14 protein-coding genes are annotated in these 15,517 nt (G+C 69.8%); 6 read left to right on the forward strand and 8 right to left on the reverse strand.

Annotation, left to right across the window (positions count from 1 at the left end; all coding sequences use genetic code 11):
• Nucleotides 1-201: 201 nt before the first annotated feature.
• Nucleotides 202-1,407 (reverse strand): winged helix-turn-helix domain-containing protein, encoded by a 1,206-nt coding sequence (locus OX958_RS28720; protein ID WP_270139166.1) that lies wholly within the window; start codon nt 1,405-1,407, stop codon nt 202-204.
• Nucleotides 1,408-1,454: 47 nt separating this feature from the next.
• The gene (locus OX958_RS28725; RefSeq protein ID WP_270133020.1) at nt 1,455-2,783 is read right to left on the reverse strand and encodes a BTAD domain-containing putative transcriptional regulator; all 1,329 of its coding nucleotides are present in this window, start codon (nt 2,781-2,783) and stop codon (nt 1,455-1,457) included.
• 162 nt (nt 2,784-2,945) lie between these two features.
• Here OX958_RS28725 and OX958_RS28730 point away from each other — a divergent pair, with 162 nt between their 5' ends.
• Nucleotides 2,946-3,761, forward strand: a complete 816-nt coding sequence (locus tag OX958_RS28730) for a S1 family peptidase (RefSeq protein WP_270133022.1) — start codon at nt 2,946-2,948, stop codon at nt 3,759-3,761.
• Nucleotides 3,762-3,851: 90 nt separating this feature from the next.
• On the opposite strand, the gene hpf is transcribed toward OX958_RS28730, so the two are convergent.
• The 5 genes from hpf to mtrA form a co-directional block, all read right to left on the reverse strand.
• A complete protein-coding gene (gene hpf / locus OX958_RS28735) occupies nt 3,852-4,478 on the reverse strand; it encodes a ribosome hibernation-promoting factor, HPF/YfiA family (protein WP_270139168.1) in 627 nt (208 codons plus the stop codon).
• 215 nt (nt 4,479-4,693) lie between these two features.
• Complete coding sequence (locus tag OX958_RS28740) at nt 4,694-5,245, reverse strand: ComF family protein (RefSeq protein WP_270133023.1); 552 nt, start codon at nt 5,243-5,245, stop codon at nt 4,694-4,696.
• A 207-nt stretch (nt 5,246-5,452) separates the two neighbouring features.
• Nucleotides 5,453-7,225 carry an LpqB family beta-propeller domain-containing protein gene (locus tag OX958_RS28745; protein ID WP_270133024.1) on the reverse strand — a complete coding sequence of 591 codons (1,773 nt, stop codon included), beginning with the start codon at nt 7,223-7,225 and terminating at the stop codon, nt 5,453-5,455.
• Nucleotides 7,222-8,754 (reverse strand): MtrAB system histidine kinase MtrB, encoded by a 1,533-nt coding sequence (gene mtrB, locus OX958_RS28750; protein WP_270133026.1) that lies wholly within the window; start codon nt 8,752-8,754, stop codon nt 7,222-7,224. The genes OX958_RS28745 and mtrB overlap by 4 nt, the downstream gene beginning before the upstream one ends.
• 200 nt (nt 8,755-8,954) lie before the next feature.
• Entirely contained in the window at nt 8,955-9,632 is a 678-nt protein-coding gene (gene mtrA / locus OX958_RS28755; RefSeq protein WP_026163715.1) for an MtrAB system response regulator MtrA, read from the reverse strand.
• A 240-nt stretch (nt 9,633-9,872) separates the two neighbouring features.
• On the opposite strand from mtrA, the gene OX958_RS28760 reads away from it, so the two are divergent.
• From OX958_RS28760 to OX958_RS28780, 5 genes are read left to right on the forward strand one after another with little or no spacing between them, the layout of a single operon-like run.
• Nucleotides 9,873-10,919, forward strand: a complete 1,047-nt coding sequence (locus OX958_RS28760; protein ID WP_270133028.1) for a hypothetical protein — start codon at nt 9,873-9,875, stop codon at nt 10,917-10,919.
• Nucleotides 10,916-11,563 carry a DUF4129 domain-containing protein gene (locus tag OX958_RS28765; protein ID WP_270133029.1) on the forward strand — a complete coding sequence of 216 codons (648 nt, stop codon included), beginning with the start codon at nt 10,916-10,918 and terminating at the stop codon, nt 11,561-11,563. The genes OX958_RS28760 and OX958_RS28765 overlap by 4 nt, the downstream gene beginning before the upstream one ends.
• A complete protein-coding gene (locus OX958_RS28770) occupies nt 11,560-12,702 on the forward strand; it encodes a DUF4350 domain-containing protein (RefSeq protein ID WP_270133031.1) in 1,143 nt (380 codons plus the stop codon). The genes OX958_RS28765 and OX958_RS28770 overlap by 4 nt, the downstream gene beginning before the upstream one ends.
• Nucleotides 12,699-13,673: an AAA family ATPase gene (locus tag OX958_RS28775; RefSeq protein ID WP_270133033.1), complete on the forward strand. Its 975-nt coding sequence runs from the start codon at nt 12,699-12,701 to the stop codon at nt 13,671-13,673. Before OX958_RS28770 ends, OX958_RS28775 begins: the two co-directional genes overlap by 4 nt.
• Nucleotides 13,673-14,965, forward strand: a complete 1,293-nt coding sequence (locus OX958_RS28780; RefSeq protein ID WP_270133035.1) for a DUF58 domain-containing protein — start codon at nt 13,673-13,675, stop codon at nt 14,963-14,965. The genes OX958_RS28775 and OX958_RS28780 overlap by 1 nt, the downstream gene beginning before the upstream one ends.
• Here OX958_RS28780 and OX958_RS28785 read toward each other — a convergent pair.
• Complete coding sequence (locus OX958_RS28785; RefSeq protein WP_270133036.1) at nt 14,962-15,498, reverse strand: MOSC domain-containing protein; 537 nt, start codon at nt 15,496-15,498, stop codon at nt 14,962-14,964. The genes OX958_RS28780 and OX958_RS28785 overlap by 4 nt on opposite strands.
• Nucleotides 15,499-15,517 lie beyond the last annotated feature (19 nt).

The following is a 15,517-nucleotide window of genomic DNA, read 5'->3' on the forward strand; positions in this document are numbered from 1 at the left end:
CCTTCAATGCGGCGGGTGCCTGACCGTGCGTACCCGGTGACGGACGCAGCACGGCCTGCCCGCCTGGCGGGCGCCACCCATGGTACTGGGCGGCAGGCGTCAACCCACTCCCCGGAGTGAGTGGCGCTCTCCTCCACCCACGACTGGAGGACGCGAAAAGTTCCGGGTACGCCGCGGAGCGACCGGTGTGACGGGTTGTGGTCAGAAGCCGCGGAGCGCGACGCTCAGGGCTGGGGTCAGATCGCCGCCGCCGGCTACCCGGACTTGGTCGAGGCCGAGCCAGCCGGCGAGTTGGACCAGCTCGGCGGCCAGCTCCTCGGGGGTCTCGGCGGGGGCGCCGGGCTCGGCGTGGGCCGACTGGACCAGGAGGACGCCGGCGGTTCGGTCCGCCTTCAGGTCGACGCGGGCCACCAGGCGGTCGCCGAGGAGGAAGGGCAGTACGTAGTAGCCGTAGACGCGCTTCTCCGCGGGGACGTAGATCTCGATGCGGTAGCGGAAGTCGAACAGGACCTCGGTGCGGGTGCGCTCGTAGACCAGCGAGTCGAACGGGCTGACCAGGGCCCGGGCGTTGACCCGGCGCGGCAGCTTGGCGTCGCGGTGCAGGTAGGCGGGGCGCTTCCAGCCCTGGATGGTGACCGGGAGCAGCTCACCCTCCTCGACCAGTTCGCCGATCGCCTGCGCGGTCGGGGCGGGCGACGTACGGAAGTAGTCCTTCAGGCACTGCGCGGTCGCGACGCCGTGCGCGCGAGCAGCGATCGAGACCAGCCTGCGGTGCGCTTCCTCCGGCGTCGGGGTCGGCGTGGCGACCACCGAAGCGGGCAGGACCCGCTCGGGTACGTCGTACATCCGCTCGAACTGCTGGTTCCGCCGGGCCACCGTGATCTCACCGGCGAAGAACAGGTACTCCAGTGCACGCTTCACGTCGGACCAGTTCCAGCCCCAGTGGTTGCGGTCGCGCTCCACGTCGTCGTCGATCTCCCGGGCGGTCAGCGGGCCGTGCTCGCGCACGTCGGCGAGCACCTGCCGCACCAGCTCAGGCCGCTCCACCGCGATCGCCCGCGGTCCGCCCCACGCCTCGGTGGCCGCCCGCGCCATCCGCCAGCGCATCAGTGGGTGCGTCTCGACCGGGATCAGGGACGCCTCGTGCGCCCAGTACTCGACCAGCTTGCGCGGTGACTTGCCGGCGGCCCGATCGAGCAGGTCCCGCGGATACGGCCCGAGCCTGGAGTAGAGCGGCAGGTACTGCGCGCGGCTCAGCACGTTCACCGAGTCGATCTGGATCAGCCCGATCCGGCCCAGCACCCGGGTCAGCGCGCGCGAGTCGGGCACCCCCTTCGGGCGCGGATCGGTGAACCCCTGAGCGGCCAACGCGATCCGCCGGGCCTGAGCCGTCGACAACACCTCCACAGTCACCTGACGAAGTCTGCCTGCCGGCACCGACAAAACCCGCGCGGTCAGTCCTGGATGTCGATGATCACCAGGCGGTCGGCGAGTTCGTGGAGCAGGTGGGTAGGCAGCAGGCCCCGGGTCGAGAGCTCGTCGACCGTGCGGAAGCGGCCTTGCTGGGCCCGGCTCACGACGATGGCAGCCGCCTGCTTGCCGGTGACGCCGGGCAGCGTGTCCAGCAGGTCGGCGGGGGCGTCGTTGAGGTCGACCAGCCCGCCGTCGTCGTACTGCCGGGGCAGGTCGGGGCGGCCGATGCCAAGTGAACGCGCGGCCGCGGGATTGGTGCGGGCCAGCTCCCGCGCCTGTTGCCGGCGTACGGCGTCGGGCGCGGGCGGGTACGCGGCCGGTGCGCCGTACTGCGGCTGGTGCACCGGCGATGCCTGGTACTGCGGCTGGTACTGCGCCTGCGGCTGGAGCCGGTACGGCGGTTGCAGTGCACCGCGGCGCCTGGGGCTGCCGATGACGACCGCGGCCTGGACGGAGCAGGCCATCCCGGCCAGCAGATAGACGAGCGTGACCAGCCCCTGGCCGTCGGAGATCTCCGGACCGTCGGGAACCATCACGTAGACCGTGAACCACACGACGACGGCGAGATAGGCGGCGGCCGAGATCCCGAGCGCGATGCTGCGCTGCTTGATCGCCACTCCGGCAGTGACCACCCAGCCGAGGAATCCGATCGTGACGACCGGTACGGCGGCACCGAGAAGCTTCAGCACCACCAGCGTGGCCCCCGACCGCTCAGGAGCCTGCACGAGAGGCGGCGCCGCATAGGCAGCGGGTGGTGGAGCCGGAGTCGCAGCCTGCTGTCCGGCCTCGATCCTCGCGAGCGACTCCTGCGCGTTCGACCGAGCCGCGGACAGCTCTTGCCGCGCACTGTCGAACAGCGGCCCGCTCAGATCTTCCAGCGGTGTGCCGTGCCAGAGCGCCAGCGCGCTGCGAAGTAGCTTGCCGGCCTCGTCACCGTTGCCTGCGGCCCACAACTCCTCGGCGCGCTCGACGTTCCTGCTGAACTGGTCGAGGTCACTGTCGCCAGGCTCGACGCACAGCACGTAGCTGCCGTCCGCCAGCGTGATCAGCAGCTCACCGGTGCTGACCGTCCGCTGCGGATCGACCAGGTCGCGCAGTACGGCGATGTGGTTGCTGACCACCTGATCCGCATCCGCGGGCGGTCTGCCCACCCAGGCCGCGGCGATCAGGTCGGTCAGCGGAACCGCCTGGTTCGCTCGCAGCAGCAGGGCGGCCAGAATGCGCTGCCGTTGCTCGGGGCCCACATCCCGCCGGATGCCGTTCCGCCGGACGGCCAGCGGCCCGAGCACCTCGTAACTCACAGTCCCCATCGGGCTCTCCTCGCTGCGATCCGACCGACTGAGTGTAGGGACGAAAGTGGTCATAACTTCGGTGTTACCGCAAGTGAGAGGTGCGCTACCTGTCGTAGCCGGGAGAGTCTGCGGGAAGGCAGCGCCGCCCGCGCCGCCCCAATCACCCCTGGAGTGTGAGGCATGTCAGGAAGACTGCAACTGGTTCGGGCCGTTCTCGCGGCGGGTGCGCTGACCGCGGCGTCCCTCGGAGCGGTTACGGCCAGCGCCGCGCCGACGCCCGGCGTACCGACGCCCGGCGTACCGCACACCCGGATCGTCGGCGGTGAGCTCGCCAGTACGGCCGATGCGCCGTGGGCGATCGCGCTGAACAACAGCGGCTCCCCGGTCCCCAGCGGCCAGTACTGCGGCGCCACGCTGGTCGCGCCGAACAAGATCGTCACCGCCGCCCACTGCGCGACTGCGGCGGCCGGCACGTACACCGCGATCCAGGGCCGCGACAAGCTGTCCGACACCGGCGGCAAGAGCTCCAAGATCACCAGCATCTGGGCCGACCCGGAGTACGGGAAGTCTCCCGGCCACGACGTCGCGGTGATGACGCTGGCGACACCGTTCGACGGCGTACCGACGCTGGCACTCGAGACCAGCACCGCAGCGGACGCCGCCGGTGCCGCCTCGGTCGTGTTCGGCTGGGGCTCCACGAAGAACACCGGTCCCGCCGACACGTTCCAGAAGGTCGCCGTACCGGTGCTGGGCGACGCGTACTGCACCTCGGCGTACGCGAGCGAGGGCTATACGGCCGCCGGTGAGATCTGCGCCGGCTACGAGGACGGCGGCAAGGACTCCTGCCAGGGCGACTCCGGTGGCCCGCTGGTCCTGAACGGCCGGCTCTTCGGTGTCGTCTCCTGGGGTATCGGCTGCGCCGAGGCCGGCAACCCGGGCGTCTACGCCGAGGTAGCCACCTACGCCGCGACGCTGCAGGCCCAGATCGACAGCTAGCCGCAACGCACCCCGAACCTTCACAGGGGAAGGAAACGAGGAGCCCGGTCCAACTGGACCGGGCCCCTCGTTCTTTGGCTCCTCCCGGAGTCAGACAGACAGCCGGATCACGCCGTAGTCGTAGCCGCGGCGCCGGTAGACCACACTCGGCTGGTTCTCGTCGGCATCGACGAACAGGTAGAAGTCGTGCCCGACCAGTTCGAGCTCGTAGAGCGCCTGGTCCAGGGACATCGGCTTGGCCGTGTGGGTCTTCTCGCGCATCACCAGCGGCCCGTCGCCGGTCACCGTCAGCGAGCCGAACTTCTGCGTCGGGATCGCGTTGTCGTCCTCGGTCTCCTCGACCTCCGCGGCGATGCCGTTGGCCGCCTGCTTGGCGGCGATGTGCCGCAGCCCCTCGGGAGCGTGCTGGCCGGTGTGCAACCGGCGGCGGTCGGCCGCCTTGCGGACCTGTGCCTGCAACCGGTCCAGGGCGACGTCGAACGCTGCCTGCTTTGTCTCACCACAGGCTTCGGCCCGGACCACGGGCCCCTTGGTGTACATGGTGAGCTCGACGCGCATCGCCCGGTCGTGCTGTCGCGGGTTCTTCTCCTGGCTGACTTCTACTTCGCATCGCAGTACCCGGTGATCGACCTTCTCGATCCGCTCGAGTTTTTCCTCGACGTACTGCCGGAAGCGGTCACTGACCTCGCAGTGATGACCCTTGACAACGACGTCCACGGAAACCTCCATCGATCGGCGACTCTGTTACGTCTTCGGACCCCCGTAACCGCGGTTCGGACGCCCGAAACGACAACACCCGCTGTGCGGCCCGGCGAACTCCGTGGGAAGGAATCCGGCTGATCCGGTCCTCGTCCACATCCCAGTTCGACAAGCCCAAGCGGGTGTCATAGGCCAACGCTAGTCGGCTTCTGCGAAAACCGGTAGGGACGGTTTCATGAACCGGGCACCACGCGCCGCCGGGTGGCGGCCAGCACGGCACAGCCGAGGACCGGAATTCCCTGTGATGACAAGGACCGGCAGGCTTCGGCGAGCGTGGATCCGGTGGTCAGCACGTCGTCGACCACGATCACCGGTTGACCGGTCAGCCTTTCAGCCCAGCGCGAACGCGCCGCGAAAGCCCCCGCCAGGTTGGTCGCCCGGTCCTCGGCGGACAGGCCGGCCTGGTCCCGCGGACGCCGTACGACGGTCAGCGCGTCGGCGACCCGTACGTCGTACCCACCGCGGCGGAGCCGGTGCACGGCAACCTTCGTGATGCGGCGCAGGGGGTCGTGCCCACGCCGCCGGACCGTGGCCGGCGAGGACGGCACCGGACAGAGCCAGGCCGCGCGGCCCGGTCCCAGCGCGGCCTGGATCGCCAGCGCCAGCGTGTCGCCGAGCGGCCGCGCCAGCGGATAGCGCGCATGCTCCTTGTGCGCGAGGATCACCGCTCGCACGATTCCGTCGTACTCCGTGGTCGCCGTCGTCACCCGCAACTCGGCAGGCACCGGATCAGGCCAGGCCCGGTACGGCGTACTGGTGGCGAGCGCGAGCCTGCATCCCGGGCACAGCGACACCCCGGGTCGCTCGCAGCCCGCACAGCGCCCACCCAGCACGAGATCGACGAGCGCGTCCCGCAGCAGCCACCCGGATCACGATCCGCGATCGCCGGTCCGGCCGCAACCGAGGCCGGGCCGACCTGTGGAAAACCCTGGTCAGCCCGGGTAGACGGGAGTGATCTGGCCTTCTGGGCCCTCGGCCAGATCGATCCAGGTCAGGTCCTTGCCTTGCCAGTGCAACTGCTTGTTGCTGTCCTGCACGGCGGGCAGGGTGTCGATGTTCGGGTTGGAGGCGACCAGCACCGCGTCGAACTTGTCGCTCCCGCCCGGGATCACGCGCCGCTGCGAGCCGTCCATGTTGACCTGCCATGGCCGCGCCTGGTCACCCTTGAGCGCCTTGCCGGCCACCAGCACTCCGGTGTTGCTCCAGGCCGCGTCGGTGATATCGGCCAGCCGCAACTGCAGCGGCTTGAACCTGCCGAGCACCAACTGCTCCTGGTCGTTCGTCTCGACCGTCGCGGTCAGGACGGAGTTCACCCCCTTCGACTGCACCACCAGCAGTGCGCGGACGCCGTCCGGCGCCATCCGCAGCGCGATCGGGGTGGCCCCGTCGAACTTGGTCTGGACGAACCGGAGCTTGCCGTCCTGGCCCCGCACCCGGAGCCTGGGCGTCGCACCATTGGCCCGGTCCAGGATCCAGAGGTTCTCCTCGTTGTCGTAGCTCGGCCGCAGCACCTTGCCCTCGGCCGCGATCGCCGTCTCGGCCTCTTCGTTCTTCGGCGCCTCCAGCGAGCCGACCACGACGCTCGGCCGGCCGCCCTTGGTGGTGGTGACGATCGCTCCGGTGGCACCGCCCAGGCTGACCGCGAACGACTGCGCGGAGTACGAGTACAGCGGGCTCTCGATCATCGGCCGGGCCTCGATCGTCTGGCCGTCGTCCTGGCCCAGAATGCGCTGGATCTTGCCGTTCCGCAGGCCGTACAGGTCCTTGAGCCGCCCGTTCAGCACGGACGGGTCGTACTGGCTGAACAGGTTCGTGAACTGCAGTACGTCTTCCTGGTCGGGCAGCAGCGGCGCGCCCTCGACGGTGATCCGGACCCGGTCGGTGATCGGGCGCAGCGTCCTGGTGATCTGGGCAGCCAGCTTCTCCCGGTCCTGCGGGTCGGTCAGCGCGGTGACCGTGTCGCTGAGCGCCACCGTGGCGACGCCGTTCTCGACCGGGACCGAGACGTTCACCGTGGTGCCCGGCGGCGCCAGCGAGACGACGCCGTTGCCGAGCCGGCCGGTCGGGCCCTTCAGCAACTCCTGCACCAGCTGGGTCGCCGCCTGGCCGGAAGAGAGGTTGAAGGGCAGGAAGACCGGGTCCGGGACCAGCAGCCGCTTGGACGGGTTGAAGAAGTAGAGGGCGCGCGGAGTGAGCTTGGAGTCGAGCTGGTTGCTGCCCAGGAACACGCCGGGCGGCGCCTTCACGATCCGGAGCTCCTTGGACACCTCCGTCAGGGCGAACTTCCAGGTCAGGGTCCGCGGCGCCGGCGCGGGCGTCCAGGTGCCGCGGGAGTCGATGGTCGCGATCAGCGGCGCCGACAGTTGCACCACACCGTCGGAGGCCAGCGAGACCCCGGAGCTCGCGCTCTGGTCGTAGACCATGATCTGGGACTCGGGCTTCCAGGCGCCCGCCGCCTCCGCGGTCATGTACTCCCGGGCGACGTCGAAGGCCCGGGAGTCCGACATCGCCTCGAGGAAGCCGTTGACCAGTTGCAGCGGCTCGGCGTTCGGCCGCGGTGGCCGCGCCTCGACGCCGATCCCGTTGTTGTTCGAGGCCGGGGCGTCCTGGCTGCTGCCGCGGATCGGGCCCTTGGCCGGCACGGTCGCGCAACCGGCCGCCAGCAGCGCGGTCGCCAGCAGCGTGGTCAGCAGTCGGCGCTTCACGAGTCGTCACCACCGGTCAGCTTCTGGTACGGCGCTCCGACGTCGACCAGCGACATCTCGGTCACCACCCGGGCGGCGTCGGCGGGCCGGGGCGGCAGCGGCGAGCCGGTCAGCACGATGTCGGGGCGGCGGGGCAGCGTGAGCCGGAAGTACGCGCCGTCGCCCGGGGATCCCCAGGCGTCCAGCCGGCCACCGTGCAGCCGGGCGTCCTCGAGCGCGATCGACAGGCCCAGCCCGGTGCCGCCGGTGGTCCTGGCCCGGGCCGGGTCGGCCCGCCAGAACCGGCTGAACACCATCTCGGCCTCCTCGGCCCGGAAACCGACACCGTGGTCGCGGACGGCCACCGCCGCGGCCTCCTCGTCGTAAGCCGTGCTGATCACGATCGGCCGGCCCTCACTGTGCTCGATCGCGTTGCCGATCAGGTTGCGCAGGATCCGCTCGATCCGGCGCGAGTCCACCTGGGCCCGGCACGGTTCCGGCATCTCCAGCCGGACCTCGGCGCCCTTGCGCTCCAAGAGCGTCTCGTGGTTCTCCAGCACCCGCGCGACGATGTCGCGCAGGTCGATGTCCTCCAGGTCGAGCGCCGCGGCGCCGGCGTCGAAGCGGCTGATCTCGAGCAGGTCGGCGAGCAGTTCCTCGAACCGGTTGAGCTCGTTCTGCAGCAACTCGACCGAGCGGCGGCTGATCGGGTCGAAGTCGTCGCGGATGTCGTGCAGCAGGTCGGCTGCCATCCGGACTGTGGTGAGCGGGGTGCGGAGCTCGTGCGAGACGTCGGAGACGAACCGGCGCTGCAGCCGCGACAGCTCTTCCAGCCGGCGGATCTGCTGCTGCAGGTTGCTGGCCATCTTGTTGAACGAGACCGCCAGCCGGGCCAGGTCGTCGGTACCGCGGACCTGCATCCGCTCCTCCAGCCGGCCGGCCGCGAGTCGCTCCGCGATCCGCCGGGCCATCCGGACCGGTGTCACGACCTGCCGGGTGACCAGCCAGGCCACGCCGCCGAGCAGGACGACCAGCAGCAGTCCGGCGGTCAGGAGGGCGCGCTGGACGACTTCCAGCGTCTCCCTCTGAGCAGTGAGCGGGAACAGGAAGTACACCTCGTACCGCTGGGCGCTGGCGTTCAGCACTCGCAGCTGGGAGCCGATCGCCAGCCCCGGCTCGCTCTGGCCGTTGGTGTACTTGATCCGGACGTAGGTGTCCCAGAGCATGGTCTCGTCCCGGGAGACCGAGGCGCGCAGTTCGGTCGGGATCGAGTCGCTCTCGACCAGACCGGTGGTGCGGATCGCGTTCGACTCGGCGCTGTCGCTCGGGATCAGCACCACCTCGTACAGGCCGGGCCGGTTCGAGCCCGCGACCAGCTGCGACAGCTTCAGCTGGATCGCGCCCGCGTCGGCCGCGTTCAGCGAGCCGGACAGCGAGGCCAGCTGGGCGACGGCCTCCTTCTGCGCGGAGTCGCGGCGCGACTCCAGGATGCCGTCGGTGACCTGGCTCATCATCACCCAGCCGACCAGGATCAGCACGATCATCGACATCAGCAGGGTGCCGGTGACGATCCTCGCCTGGATCGAGCGCCGCCAGACGTCCGGCCAGTACCGCGGATGGGTCCGCCACAGCGGCTGCGGCTGGGCGTGCCAGTCAGCCCCTGCGGCGGTGAGCTCGATCTCGGTTCCGCGGGGCTCCGGCTCGGCCGCCGGCTTGTCCGCCTGCGACTGGTCGTCGCGTCCGTACTCGATCAGTCCGCACCGGCCTTGTAACCCACGCCGCGCACGGTCACCACGATCTCGGGGTGCTCGGGATCCTTCTCGATCTTGGACCGCAGCCGCTGGACGTGCACGTTGACCAGCCGGGTGTCGGCGGCGTGCCGGTAGCCCCAGACCTGCTCGAGCAGCACCTCACGGGTGAAGACCTGCCAGGGCTTGGAGGCCAGGCAGACCAGCAGGTCGAACTCCAGCGGGGTGAGCTGGATCGTCTCGCCGCTGCGCTTGACCGAGTGACCGGCCACGTCGATGGTCAGGTCGCCGATCGTCAGCGACTCCGGACCGGGCTCGTCCATCCGGCGCAGCCGGGCCCTGATCCGGGCCACCAGCTCCTTCGGCTTGAACGGCTTCACCACGTAGTCGTCGGCGCCGGACTCCAGGCCCAGCACCACGTCCACGGTGTCGCTCTTGGCGGTCAGCATCACGATCGGTACGCCGGACTCGGCCCGGATCGCGCGGCAGACGTCGATCCCGTCCATCCCCGGCAGCATCAGGTCGAGCAGCAGCAGGTCGGGCTTGAACTCACGGAAGGCCGGCACCGCCTTGTCGCCGGTGGCGACCAGATAGGTGTCGTAGCCCTCGTTGCGCAGCACGATGCTGAGCATCTCGGACAGCGCCGTGTCGTCATCGACGATGAGGACTCGGCCCCGCATCGTCCGGTTACCTTCTGCCACGCCTTGCTCCTTGTACTGTCACGGCCGGTCCGGATCTGGCTTGCGCCCAGCGGGCGCCGATCGTACGCACTACGGATAGTGTCCCATTCCCCGGGTAGCGCACACGCCGGATCGCCGAGCGGGACCGTGCGAATGGCGGTATGAACCGTCCGGGCTGTGATCATGGTGCACTGCAGGGGTCCGTGACAAAACAAAGACACCCCAGGGAGGGGGCGGGGCATGCGCGACGACATCGGCGTCCAGGAGAGTGCGGAGTACGCCGAACCGCTCCGCCCGTGGCTGCCGGCCGACCTGCTCGACAACGCCGCCCGGACCATCTCCGACAACAAGGCGATCATGCTCGGCCTGCCCGTACTGGCCGGGATCGGCCTGGCCGCCGTCCAGGCCGCGCTGACCCAGCTGACCGTGCCCGGCGGCATCAGCGGCTTCTTCGACGCCGACTCACCCTTCGAGCAGGCCGGCATCTCGATGCTGGTCATGTACGGACTGCAGCTCGTCCTGTTCGCCGTGGTGTCGAGCATGCTGTCCGGCATCATCGCCCTGGCCGCCGTCCGCAGTCAGCTGGCCAACCGGGTGGGTCCACGAGAGCTGCTCCGGCTGGTACGCCGTTCGCTGCCCGCTCTCGCCTGCGTCGGCATCGTCCAGTCCCTCTGCTTCGTCGTGGTGATCGCCGGCTGGGGCCTGGGCGTCTTCGGCGCCGGGGCCGGAGCAGACGCGATGATCTCGTCGGAGGTGGCCGGACTGGTCGCGGTGCTGCTGGTCCTGGTCGGCGGCGTGCTGGTGCTGGTCTTCGGGATCCGGCTCGTGCTGGCCGGCACGGTGGTGCTGATGGAAGGCAAGCACGCTCCCGACATCGGGCTCTACATCCCTGCCAGGGTAGGTATCTGGGGCTCTCTGCGACGGTCCTGGCAGCTGGTGCGGGGCAAGTTCTGGCGGGTGCTCGGCATCCTGCTGTTCGGTGGGGTGGTGGTGAACATCGTCAGCTACGCACTGCAGTTCGGCATCGGCACTCTGATCGCCACGCTGGGCTCCTGGGCCGACGGAAGCCAGGACAGCAGCGCGACCGTCGTTGCCGTCGTCCTCGGGGTCGCCGCCGGGGTGGCGACCGTGCTGACCTTGATCGCGAGCCTTGCCTTCATGTCGGCCGTGCAGGCCCTCATCTACCTCGACCTGCGGGTCCGGCGTGAAGGGCTGGATCTGTGGCTGCGTCCCGCCCTCCGGCCTGAGCCCGGACCGGGCCTGCGGCAGCCGGGGTCGATCCTGTGACGCCCAGGGTGTTCCTGGAGCCACCGATCGACATCGGTCGCGACGAGGCCGCGCGGGAGGCCGCCAGGGAGCTGGCCAAACCGGCGTACGGACAGGCGGGCGACAACGTCGTGTCCCGGATCGTCAACCAGGTGCTCGAATGGATCACCGACATGCTGGCCGACCTGACCGGGCAGTCTCCGGACGGCAACGCGGGGGTGCTGATGCTCGTCGGGCTGATCGCGCTGGTCGCGGTGGTGGTCCTCTGGCGAGCCGGCGTGCTGCGCACCACCCGTGGCACCAAGAGTCAGACCGTCTTCGAGAGCGACCGGCCACGCAGCGCGTCGCAGTACCGGGCCCAGGCTGAGGGTGAGGCGGCCGGCGGCAACTACACGGCCGCTGTGCGTAGCAGGTTCCGTGCTTGTGTTGCTGAGCTGACCGAGCGCACTGTGCTCGACGACAGGCCGGGGCGAACGGCGTACGAGGCGGTGGCGGACGCGGGCCGCGTCGTACCGGCGCTGCGGGAGCCACTGCAGCCGGCGGCGCTCGTCTTCACGGAGGTTGTCTATGGCAACCGACCCGGAACTGCGGAGCGCTATGCCCAAGTAGTGATGGCCGATGAGGCCGCCCGGCACGTGTCGACCCGGCAGTTGGTGCAGGAGTGAGCACGGCGCTCGGCCGGAGCGGTTCCGAGGCGTGGCGGGCGTTGCGGCTGCCCATGCTGGTCACCGGCATCGTGGTGCTCGGCGTACTGGTTCTGCTGATCGCCGGAGCCGCTAGGACCTCGGGGCCCTTCAGCCCGGACTCTGCTGAGCCGTCGGGCACCAAAGCCTTGGCTGCTCTGCTCGAAGACCACGGCGTCGACGTGACCGGCACAGAGGACCTCAAGGACGCCCTCGGCTCCGGGGCCGGCCGCACGCTGCTGATCGCGCCAGGCGGCTCTCTTCGCCGCTCCGACTGGGAGCGGATCGCCAACGGCAGTTGGAGCCACGTGGTGCTCATCCGGCCCACGACTCGAGCTCTGGAGGCCGTTGCCCCCGGCGTACGGAACTCGTCGGAGACTCTGCCGAAGCGCAGCCGCTCCCCTGGCTGCGATCTCCCTGCGGCAGTCAAAGCCGGTACTGCGACCGTCGCCGGCGTCTCGTACTCCGCTCCCGACTCGGCAATCGCCTGCTACGGCGACGGCATCAACCACACGGTGATCCGGCTCGAGACCGGCGGCAAGACTGTGGACGTAGTGGGGTCTTCTCGGACCTTCACCAACGCCGAACTGGCCGACGACGGCAATGCGGCGCTCGCACTGAACCTGCTGGGCACTCACTCGGACCTGGTCTGGTACCTACCGCAGTACGAGAGCAGCAGTAGCCGCAACAGCGATGCCGACGGGCCGCCGCTGGTCCCGCCGGACGTTCGGTACATCGCCTGGGCTCTGGCCTTCGCCGCGTTCGTGGTGGCGATCTGGCGCGGCCGGCGGCTCGGACCCGTCGTACCGGAGCCGTTGCCGGTCATCGTGCACGCGGCCGAGACCACTGAGGGCCGGGCGCGGCTCTACCGCCGTTCCAGAGCTCGTGATCGTGCTGCGGCCGCGCTGCGCGAGTCTGCTCTGGGCAAGCTTCAGAAGGCCCACGGGATCCCCCGCCGGGCCGAGCCGATCGCCGTGGTGACGACAGTCGCGGCCCGCACCGGCAGGGATCCGGCAATGCTCTTCGAACTGCTCTATGGTCAACCACCGGCCGACGACTCCGGCCTCATGTTCCTGTCCCATCAGCTGGACCTGCTGACGCTGGAGGTACGACACCCGTGACGACCGCTACCGAGGTCACCCCCGAACGGGCCAGGCAGGCACTGGTCGAGCTGCGCACCGAGATCGGCAAGGCCGTGGTCGGCCAGGAGACCGCCGTGACCGCGCTGGTGCTCGCCCTGCTCTGCCGCGGCCACGTCCTGCTGGAGGGCGTCCCTGGGACGGCGAAGACGCTGATGGTGCGGGCGCTGTCGATGGCGATGCGGCTGGAGACCAAGCGGGTCCAGTTCACGCCCGACCTGATGCCCGGTGACGTGACCGGATCGCTGGTGTACGACGCGAAGACCAGTGAGTTCGAGTTCCGCAAGGGCCCGGTGTTCACCAACATCCTGCTCGCGGACGAGATCAACCGGACGCCGCCGAAGACGCAGGCCGCGCTGCTGGAGGCGATGGAGGAGCGGCAGGTCACCGTCGACGGTGAACCCCGGCTGCTGCCGAACCCCTTCGTCGTCGCCGCCACGCAGAACCCGATCGAGTACGAGGGCACCTATCCGTTGCCCGAGGCGCAACTGGACCGGTTCCTGCTCAAGGTGACGCTGGAGATTCCGCCGCGGGACGCGGAGATCGCAGTACTGGCCCGGCACGCGCAGGGGTTCGATCCGCGTGATCTTGCCGCGGCCGGGTTGCGTCCGGTGGCCGGTCCTGAGGACCTGCTGGCCGGGCAGGCCGCGGTGCGGCGGGTCGCGGTACGGGAGGACGTGCTGGCCTATGTGGTCGACCTGTGTCGTGCGACTCGGCAGTCGCCGTCGCTGCAGCTCGGGGTGTCGCCTCGTGGTGCCACTGCGCTGCTTGCTGTGTCTCGGGCATGGGCCTGGTTGTCGGGGCGCGACTACGTGATCCCTGACGACGTGAAGGCGATGGCACGTCCTTGCCTGCGGCACCGGGTGCAGATCCGGCCGGAGGCAGAGCTGGAGGGCGTGACGGCGGACGCAGTACTGGAGAGTGTGCTGGCCACGGTGCCAGTGCCTCGCTGATGGTCCTCACTGGCCGGGCCGGCGTGCTTGCCGGGCTGGGAGTCGTCTTCGTCGCCGTAGTGATGCCGCGGTGGGCCGGAGTCGGCGTAGTGGTCGCTGTGGTTCTGCTGGTGTGCCTGGTCGACCTGCTGCTGGCAGGGTCGCCACGGCGGCTGCAGCTCAGCCGGGAAGGCGACACTGCGGTGCGGTTGGGCCAGCAAGCTGTGGTGACGTTGCTGGTGGCCAATCCCGGGCGTCGGGTCAAGGGGCTGTTGCGAGATGCGTGGCCGCCGTCTGCCGGCGTACAGGATGGGCCGCACAAGCTTGACCTGCCCAACGGCGAGCGACGGCGGCTGACAACTCGGCTGGTGCCCACCAGGCGCGGGGATCGGCATGCTGACCGGGTGACGGTGCGGTCGATCGGGCCGCTCGGGTTCGCTGGGCGGCAGGGGTCGCACAAGGTGCCGTGGACCGTGCGGGCGCTACCGCCGTTCAACAGCCGCAAGCACCTACCCTCGCGGCTTGCTCGGCTGCGCGAGCTCGATGGCCGAACCGCCTTGCTGGTAAGGGGTCAGGGCACCGAGTTCGACTCACTGCGGGACTACGTGCCGGGCGACGACGTCCGGAGCATCGACTGGCGTGCGACTGCCCGCCGCGACAGCGTCGTACTGCGTACTTGGCGTCCCGAGCGTGACCGCCAGGTGGCCATCGTGATCGACTCCGGCCGGATGTCGGCCGGACGGGTCGGGGACGCCCCACGACTGGACCATGCCATGGACGCCGCGCTGCTGCTGGCCGCGCTGGCGACCCGCGCCGGCGACCGGGTCTCCTTGCTGGCTTGCGATTCCGAGGTCCGCGCGGACGTCCGCCGCCCGGCACCGCAGGACGTGCTGCCGTCGTTCGTCAACGCCTTGGCCAACGTGGACGCCCAACTCGTCCAAACAGACTTCCGCGTGGTCGTCTCCCAGGTGCTCGAACGCCTCGGCCAACGCTCGCTGGTCGTCATCCTGACCGGCCTGGACCCAGCGGTGATCGAGGAGTCCCTACTGCCCGTCATCGGCCCGCTCCTCCGCCGCCACGTCGTAGTACTGGCCTCTGTCGCCGACCCTCGCCTGACAGAACTGGAGACGATGCGCTCCGACATGATCGAGATCTACGGCGCCGCCTCCGCCGCCCGCACCCGCCTCGACCGCGAACGCGTCACCGCCGTCCTCACCCGGGCCGGCGCCACCGTGGTCGACGAGAACCCCGAACAGATCGCCCCGGCGCTGGCCGACACCTACCTGGCCCTCAAAAAGGCCGGACGGCTCTAGACCAGGTCGAGCGGTTCGTGGGGGGCGGGCGGGAGGGTGATCGTCAGTTGATCGCCGGGCCGGACCGTTCCTCCGACCGTGACCACGCTCATGATTCCGGCTCTGCGGACGATCGAGCCGTCCTCCGTCTTGGTCAGGACCTGTTTGAGCAGGCCCTTTCGGAGTTTGTTGATCTGGCTACAGGGGTCCCGTAGTCCGGTCACTGTGAGGATCGCGGTGTCGCCGAGGTGGAGCGTGGTCCCGACCGGGAGTTCGAACAGGTCGAGGCCCGCGGTGACGATGTTCTCGCCCAGTTCGCCGGGCGCCACGTCGTACCCGTTGACCGCCAACTCGTCCAGCATCTCCAGCGGGATCAGGTGGACCTGCCGGAGGTTCGGGGCCGTCCGGTTCCTCCGCTGCAGATGAAGATGCTGCACGGTCGCGCCCGCGTGCGCGTCGCCCTCCACCCCGAAGCCCTCGATCAACTCGATCTCGCCGGCCGGCGACTTGCTGAATCGATGCCTGTCGTCGCGATGGACGCGGTGGACTCTCACTCCGGCAGATTAGTGGAAC

Origin of the sequence: Kribbella sp. CA-293567, assembly GCF_027627575.1 — a bacterium.
Lineage (GTDB): Bacteria > Actinomycetota > Actinomycetes > Propionibacteriales > Kribbellaceae > Kribbella.

Coding starts and splice junctions, on each gene's coding strand:
- mtrA (WP_026163715.1), bottom strand. CDS start 9,632: ATGCGGGGCCGAGTCCTCATCGTCGATGACGACACGGCGCTGTCCGAG.
- OX958_RS28725 (WP_270133020.1), bottom strand. CDS start 2,783: ATGGGGACTGTGAGTTACGAGGTGCTCGGGCCGCTGGCCGTCCGGCGG.
- OX958_RS28730 (WP_270133022.1), top strand. CDS start 2,946: ATGTCAGGAAGACTGCAACTGGTTCGGGCCGTTCTCGCGGCGGGTGCG.
- OX958_RS28780 (WP_270133035.1), top strand. CDS start 13,673: ATGGTCCTCACTGGCCGGGCCGGCGTGCTTGCCGGGCTGGGAGTCGTC.
- mtrB (WP_270133026.1), bottom strand. CDS start 8,754: ATGTCGATGATCGTGCTGATCCTGGTCGGCTGGGTGATGATGAGCCAG.
- OX958_RS28760 (WP_270133028.1), top strand. CDS start 9,873: ATGCGCGACGACATCGGCGTCCAGGAGAGTGCGGAGTACGCCGAACCG.